At 43.1% G+C, this 6,432-nt stretch carries 6 protein-coding genes, 1 pseudogene and 1 other annotated feature; all 7 genes and pseudogenes read left to right on the top strand.

Going from position 1 to position 6,432, the window contains the following annotated elements; translation table 11 throughout:
• The first annotated feature begins 121 nt into the window (after positions 1–121).
• Entirely contained in the window at positions 122–655 is a 534-nt protein-coding gene (nusG, locus tag ERJ70_RS19900) for a transcription termination/antitermination protein NusG (RefSeq protein ID WP_026569032.1), read from the top strand.
• Positions 656–1,012: 357 nt separating this feature from the next.
• A complete protein-coding gene (rplK, locus tag ERJ70_RS19905; RefSeq protein ID WP_026569033.1) occupies positions 1,013–1,438 on the top strand; it encodes a 50S ribosomal protein L11 in 426 nt (141 codons plus the stop codon).
• A gap of 207 nt (positions 1,439–1,645) precedes the next feature.
• Entirely contained in the window at positions 1,646–2,341 is a 696-nt protein-coding gene (gene rplA, locus ERJ70_RS19910) for a 50S ribosomal protein L1 (RefSeq protein ID WP_209366418.1), read from the top strand.
• Between the two features lie 64 nt (positions 2,342–2,405).
• Positions 2,406–2,553: a sequence feature (ribosomal protein L10 leader region), on the top strand.
• 45 nt (positions 2,554–2,598) lie between these two features.
• On the top strand, positions 2,599–3,099 hold the full coding sequence (rplJ, locus tag ERJ70_RS19915; RefSeq protein WP_209366419.1) for a 50S ribosomal protein L10: 501 nt from the start codon (positions 2,599–2,601) through the stop codon (positions 3,097–3,099).
• Positions 3,100–3,170: 71 nt separating this feature from the next.
• Positions 3,171–3,536 carry a 50S ribosomal protein L7/L12 gene (gene rplL / locus ERJ70_RS19920; protein ID WP_209366420.1) on the top strand — a complete coding sequence of 122 codons (366 nt, stop codon included), beginning with the start codon at positions 3,171–3,173 and terminating at the stop codon, positions 3,534–3,536.
• 181 nt (positions 3,537–3,717) lie between these two features.
• Positions 3,718–4,320: a class I SAM-dependent methyltransferase gene (locus tag ERJ70_RS19925; protein ID WP_209366421.1), complete on the top strand. Its 603-nt coding sequence runs from the start codon at positions 3,718–3,720 to the stop codon at positions 4,318–4,320.
• Between the two features lie 628 nt (positions 4,321–4,948).
• Positions 4,949–6,431 (top strand): annotated as a pseudogene (locus tag ERJ70_RS19930) (DNA-directed RNA polymerase subunit beta family protein); the annotation flags it as partial.
• Position 6,432: the final 1 nt, after the last annotated feature.

The following is a 6,432-nucleotide window of genomic DNA, read 5'->3' on the forward strand; positions in this document are numbered from 1 at the left end:
TGCTATAATATAGTTAATCATACTTTTACGAGCAAAACCCGTGAACTGCGGGTTTTTTAAATTGGCAAAAATAATCAGTATTCGAAAAGGGAGGGAAGGGCAAGGGGATTGTCCTGAAATCATGGAAAAAAATTGGTATGTAGTCCACACTTATTCTGGCTACGAAAACAAAGTGAAAACGAATCTGGAGAAACGTTTGGAATCGATGGGAATGGAAGATAAGATTTTTCGCGTGCTTGTCCCAGAAGACGAGGAAACAGAAATCAAGAACGGCAAAAAGAAGGTAGCTAAAAAGAAAGTGTTTCCGGGTTATGTATTGGCGGAAATGATCATGACAGATGATTCCTGGTACGTAGTCCGCAATACCCCGGGAGTGACCGGATTCGTAGGCTCGACCGGTGCAGGCTCCAAACCCATCCCTCTCTTGCCTGAGGAAGCAGAGTTCATACTGAAACGGATGGGGATGCAAGAACAGGTCACCGAAGTGGACTTCGAAGAAAAAGAAAGTGTCCGCGTAACAGACGGGCCTTTCACGAACTTTACTGGTACCATCGAACAAATTGATCTCGATAAGCAAAAAGTAAAGGTACATGTAAACATGTTCGGTAGAGAAACCCCAGTAGAACTAGAATTCTCCCAAATCGAAAAATTATAATGTAAGATGGAAGAAAAGCGAAAGCGCCTTGTTCACCCCCGACAAGCTTAAGCAAAACCTCGGAGTGGCGGTTTCTGCCACAGAGAGGATTGGCTTAAGACCTCGAGGGGGTAGGCGCTGGAGCTGGACAAAGACAGGTGGAAAATACCTGAAAGCAACGGTAGAAGGTGTTCACTTCCTATCGACATTGGCCATAAAGTAGGAACTGGGAAGAATAGGTATTCAAACAACCCCTTGCATTTTGTTCGCAAAGATGCTAGAATTTTTATGTTCTTTATGCTCGGTGTATAAAGATATACGATGAGTGGGAGGGGAAGACCCTATTACCACATCACGGACTTTAAGGAGGTGTGTCTCGTGGCTAAAAAAGTTATTAAAGTTGTTAAACTTCAAATCCCTGCAGGGAAGGCAAACCCGGCACCGCCAGTTGGACCGGCATTGGGTCAAGCAGGTGTAAATATCATGGGATTTTGTAAGGAATTCAATGCCCGTACGCAAGACCAGGCTGGCATGATTATTCCAGTAGAAATCACGGTGTTTGAGGACCGTTCATTTACATTTATCACAAAAACTCCGCCTGCTGCTGTGCTTCTTAAAAAAGCAGCTGGAATCGAAACGGCATCAGGTGAACCAAACCGTAATAAAGTTGCTACTGTCAAGCGCGACAAAGTAAAAGAGATTGCGGAAACCAAAATGCCTGATCTGAATGCTGCTAACGTGGAAGCGGCTATGCGTATGGTTGAAGGTACAGCGCGTAGTATGGGAATCGTTATCGAAGACTAATCCCACAGCGACTCTGCTGAGTAAAGAAGGTTGCGATGATGGCGGAAGTGCCTTTCGCAACCTTTTTGTAGGACAGGGATTAAATCATGATTGCCTCCGAAGCAATCGTGTAGCGAGCTCGGCTGTTGAAGACAGCCGGTGAAGCTCGTTCCGCTTTTTAAAGTGGGAGGTATAACCGTTAAAACCACAATCAAGGAGGAAATAATAATGGCTAAAAAAAGCAAAAAGCAACAAGAGGCTTTGAAACTTGTTGATCGTTCAAAAGCTTATGATATAAAAGAAGCAGTAGAGCTAATCAAGCAAACTGCTAAAGCTAACTTTGATGAAACAGTAGAGGCTGCGTTCCGTTTGGGTGTTGACCCTAAGAAAGCTGACCAACAGCTTCGCGGTGCAATGGTGCTTCCGCACGGAACTGGTAAAACACAGCGCGTCTTGGTTTTCGCGAAAGGCGATAAAGCCAAAGAAGCTGAAAACGCGGGTGCTGACTTTGTAGGAGAGCAAGACTTGATCAACAGAATCAACCAAGGATGGTTTGACTTTGATGTCGTTGTAGCGACTCCTGACATGATGGCTGAAGTTGGTAAACTTGGACGCGTATTGGGGCCGAAAGGCTTGATGCCAAACCCTAAAACCGGCACGGTGACTTTTGAAGTTGAAAAAGCAGTGCAAGAAATCAAAGCTGGTAAGGTAGAATACCGCGTGGATAAGTCCTCCAACGTTCATGTGCCGATCGGAAAAGTATCCTTTGATGACGCTAAATTGATCGAGAACTTTGAAGCAATTACGGATACTTTGGTGAAAGCAAAGCCACAAGCGGCTAAAGGCATTTACATGCGTAACGCTTCTGTTGCTTCTACGATGGGCCCTGGCATCAAAGTAGACGTTTCTAGCTTCGTTCGCTAAAAAAGTCTATTGACTTGTCATGAATGTTTAGCTATAATGTACAATGTTGCATAAGTTAAAGTAACTAAATATAAACGTTGTACCGTAGACAGCAGGTGCTGAAAAGCTTAATGTCCTGCCGAGGTGTGTGAATAGAAAACAATCACCGGTGTATGATTGTTTCATCGAAAACAAAACCTCCATGTCTGCATGGGGGTTTTTTCATGTACTGACATAGGATCTGACGGTATGATGAAAAGTCAATAGGAGGTGGAACAATGTCCAAAACAATTGAGCACAAAAAACAAGTTGTAACCGAAATCGCCGACAAGTTCCGCGAAAGTAAATCAACAATTCTTGTCGATTACCGCGGCCTTGACGTTGCAGAAGTCACGGAACTTCGTACACAACTTCGCGATGCTGGTGTCGATTTCAAAGTGTACAAAAACACGATGACTCGCCGCGCTGCAGAAGAAGCAGAGCTGGCGGATTTGAACGAAACATTGGTTGGGCCGACGGCCATTGCGTTCAGTACTGACGATGTAGTGGCACCTGCAAAGATCTTGAACAACTTTGCCAAAGAACACGAAGCGCTTGAAATCAAAGCTGGCGTCATCGAAGGAAGCATTGCATCCCTTGAGCAAATCAAGGAACTTGCCGACCTGCCAAACTACGAAGGTATGCTTTCCATGCTGCTTAGCGTACTTCAAGCACCTGTCCGCAACTTTGCTTACGCTACAAAAGCAGTTGCAGAACAACAAGAAGAACAAGGCGCGTAAGCTGGCACTTGTTTAAAGAAATCTCATGAGATTCGTTTAAATAAAACTAATTATCCCAAGGAGGAAGAAACATGTCTAAAGAACAAATTATTGAGCAAATCAAAGAAATGACAGTTCTTGAATTGAACGACCTTGTAAAAGCTATTGAAGAAGAATTTGGAGTAACTGCTGCTGCACCAGTTGCTGCTGCAGGCGCAGCTGGCGGCGGAGAAGCTGCTGAAGAACAAACTGAATTTGATGTTGTTCTGGAAAGTGCCGGATCTTCTAAAATCAAAGTTGTAAAAGCAGTTCGTGAGATCACTGGTCTTGGACTTAAAGATGCAAAAGACCTTGTAGATAACGCTCCAGGAGCAATCAAAGAAGGCGTTGCGAAAGAAGAAGCTGAAGAAATGAAATCTAAGCTTGAAGAAGCAGGCGCTTCTGTTGAATTGAAGTAAGGAATAAACAAGCCCGCCTTTATCGGCGGGCTTTTATTACCTTTAAAGGGTTTCTGCTCTGGGAAATGTAAAACATTTAAACTTACCGGTTGGGCGGTAAAGCGTGGATTGATGAATACGCCATGCCCGACCTTATATCCTCTGTCCCATTTTTAACTAAGAAAAGCAGGTGCTTACCATTATGTCTGAGCATTATTATTCAAGAAAGCCAACATCAGAAAGTGATCCGAAAACCTGGCATTACAAACTGAGAGGTTTTGACTTTTCTTTTACCACTGATCACGGAGTGTTTTCCAGAAACGAGGTAGACTTCGGCTCCCGTACATTAATTGAAGGCTTTACGGAACCAGCGATAGCAGGCGGGTTTCTTGATCTGGGTTGTGGATACGGACCGATAGGTTTATCATTGGCGAAAGCTTTTCCGCACCGTCATATCACCATGAGTGATATCAATGAAAGGGCGATTGACTTAGCCAGAAAAAACGCGATAAACAACCAAGTGGAAAACGTAGAATTTAAAATTAGTGATCGTCTCCAGTCCTTCCAAAACGAAACGTTTTCAGCTATAGTAACCAATCCCCCTATCCGTGCAGGGAAAAAAGTAATTTTCGATATGTTTGAAGAAAGCTATAAAGCGCTGCTTCCGCAAGGAGAGTTGACGGTTGTCATTCAGAAGAAGCAGGGAGCACCTTCTGCCCAGAAGAAATTGGAACAACTATTTGGGAATATCGAATTACTTGTGAAAAACAAAGGTTATTACTTATTGAAATCAACAAAGCAATAAGTAGCCGCTGCTTTTGTGCCAGGAATTTTATTATTGACTCGCTGTTCCTGTTGTGGTAATATTGAAAAATGCCAATAGGCGACTTCCCTTGTCAAGGATTATTTTCACTTTTTTACGTATAATCTTTTTTGATAAAGGAAAGAATGGTGAAATCGGATAATTTTTCCTATTGTTTCAAGGAGAAATGAGAGAAGAATCATTGCCGTTTTACCACTTTAAAAAAATTTAAATTTTTTTAAATGTCGCAGTATGCTTTCCAGCGGCAAAAGGCAAAATGCCAGAAACCCGTTTCTAATCTAACGTTAGATGGATGGAAAATGTGATACAACATTCGCTCACAGCGAATGTTTCAATAAAAAATCTTGTGAACGATTGGTTTTTGCTTCACAAGTTTGTTCGGTATGTTTACCGGACAATTTTGCGCTTATCACCAAATGCTCGTTTCGCTGCTGAACAAGAGGAGTGTGATGGTGCAAAAACCGCTTCACCTTAAAGCTGAGCAAAGTGCTAGTGTCTTATATTATAAGCATTGTTGCTTTCTGGGCAGTAATGGCTGCTTTTCGTTCTTTGCCGACAGCTTGATGGTGTGCAGCGTTTTTTCTAATTCTTGATTTGAGGGGTGAATCAGTTGACAGGTCAACTAGTTCAGTATGGACGACACCGCCAACGCAGAAGTTATGCACGTATTAGTGAAGTACTAGAATTGCCAAACCTAATCGAGATACAAACTGCTTCCTATGATTGGTTTTTGGAAGAAGGTTTGCGCGAAATGTTCCAGGACATCTCTCCAATTGAAGACTTCACAGGGAATTTATCATTAGAATTTGTGGATTACAGCTTGGGTGAACCTAAGTATCCTGTCGATGAATCGAAAGAAAGAGATGTCACCTATAACGCTCCTCTTCGTGTTAAAGTCCGGTTGCTTAACAATGAAACTGGCGAAGTGAAAGAGCAGGAAGTATTTATGGGAGACTTCCCGTTAATGACCGATACTGGTACCTTTGTGATCAATGGTGCCGAACGGGTGATTGTTTCCCAATTAGTTCGTTCACCAAGCGTTTACTATAGTGAAAAACATGACAAAAACGGAAAAAGGGGTTATACAGCTACTGTAATCCCGAACCGCGGAGCCTGGCTTGAGTTTGAAACGGATGCCAAGGACGTTGTTCATGTTCGTATCGACCGTACAAGAAAGCTTCCAATTACGGTTCTTTTGCGTGCGCTCGGTTTTGGCACTGATCAAGAGATCATTGACTTGCTTGGCGATAATGAATACTTAAAAAACACGTTGGAAAAAGACAACACGGAAAACAGCGAAAAAGCTTTGCTTGAAATATATGAACGGCTGCGTCCTGGTGAACCGCCGACAGTCGATAATGCCAAAAGTCTGCTGGTTTCCCGCTTCTTTGATCCGAAGCGATATGACCTGGCACACGTAGGTCGTTATAAAATGAACAAAAAACTTCACATTAAAAACCGTCTATTTAACCAAGTGCTAGCTGAAACCCTCGTCGATCAGGAAACAGGAGAGGTGTTAGCGCAAAAAGGCGATACCATTGACCGCAGACTCCTTGATAAACTGCTTCCTTATTTAGAGGGAACAGAAGAAAATACCGGTGATCAGGTTCTAGAACCGCACGAAGGCGTACTGGAAGATCCAATCAAGGTCCAATCGATCAAAATTGTTGATCCAACAGACCCTGAAGGCGAAAGAACATTGAATGTTATCGGCAACGGCAATGTGGACGATAGCGTGAAAAATATTGCACCTGCTGATATTCTTGCGGCGATCAGTTATTTCTTCAATCTGCTGCATCAAGTAGGCGGTACGGATGATATTGATCACCTTGGAAACCGTAGATTGCGTTCTGTCGGTGAACTTTTACAGAATCAATTCCGGATCGGTTTATCCCGAATGGAACGTGTAGTTCGGGAGCGGATGTCCATTCAGGACACCTCGTCCATAACACCACAACAGTTGATCAATATAAGACCTGTTATTGCTTCCATAAAAGAATTCTTTGGTAGTTCCCAGCTGTCACAGTTTATGGATCAAAACGAACCCGTTGGCAGAGTTGACGCATAAACGCCGTCTGTCTGCTTTAGGACCTG

It is taken from the genome of Sediminibacillus dalangtanensis (assembly GCF_017792025.1).
Lineage (GTDB): Bacteria > Bacillota > Bacilli > Bacillales > Amphibacillaceae > Sediminibacillus > Sediminibacillus dalangtanensis.

What these genes read in the sequence shown, in the direction of transcription:
- nusG (WP_026569032.1), top strand. Translation starts at nt 122, where the DNA reads ATGGAAAAAAATTGGTATGTAGTCCACACTTATTCTGGCTACGAAAAC.
- rplA (WP_209366418.1), top strand. Translation starts at nt 1,646, where the DNA reads ATGGCTAAAAAAAGCAAAAAGCAACAAGAGGCTTTGAAACTTGTTGAT.
- rplJ (WP_209366419.1), top strand. Translation starts at nt 2,599, where the DNA reads ATGTCCAAAACAATTGAGCACAAAAAACAAGTTGTAACCGAAATCGCC.
- rplL (WP_209366420.1), top strand. Translation starts at nt 3,171, where the DNA reads ATGTCTAAAGAACAAATTATTGAGCAAATCAAAGAAATGACAGTTCTT.
- ERJ70_RS19925 (WP_209366421.1), top strand. Translation starts at nt 3,718, where the DNA reads ATGTCTGAGCATTATTATTCAAGAAAGCCAACATCAGAAAGTGATCCG.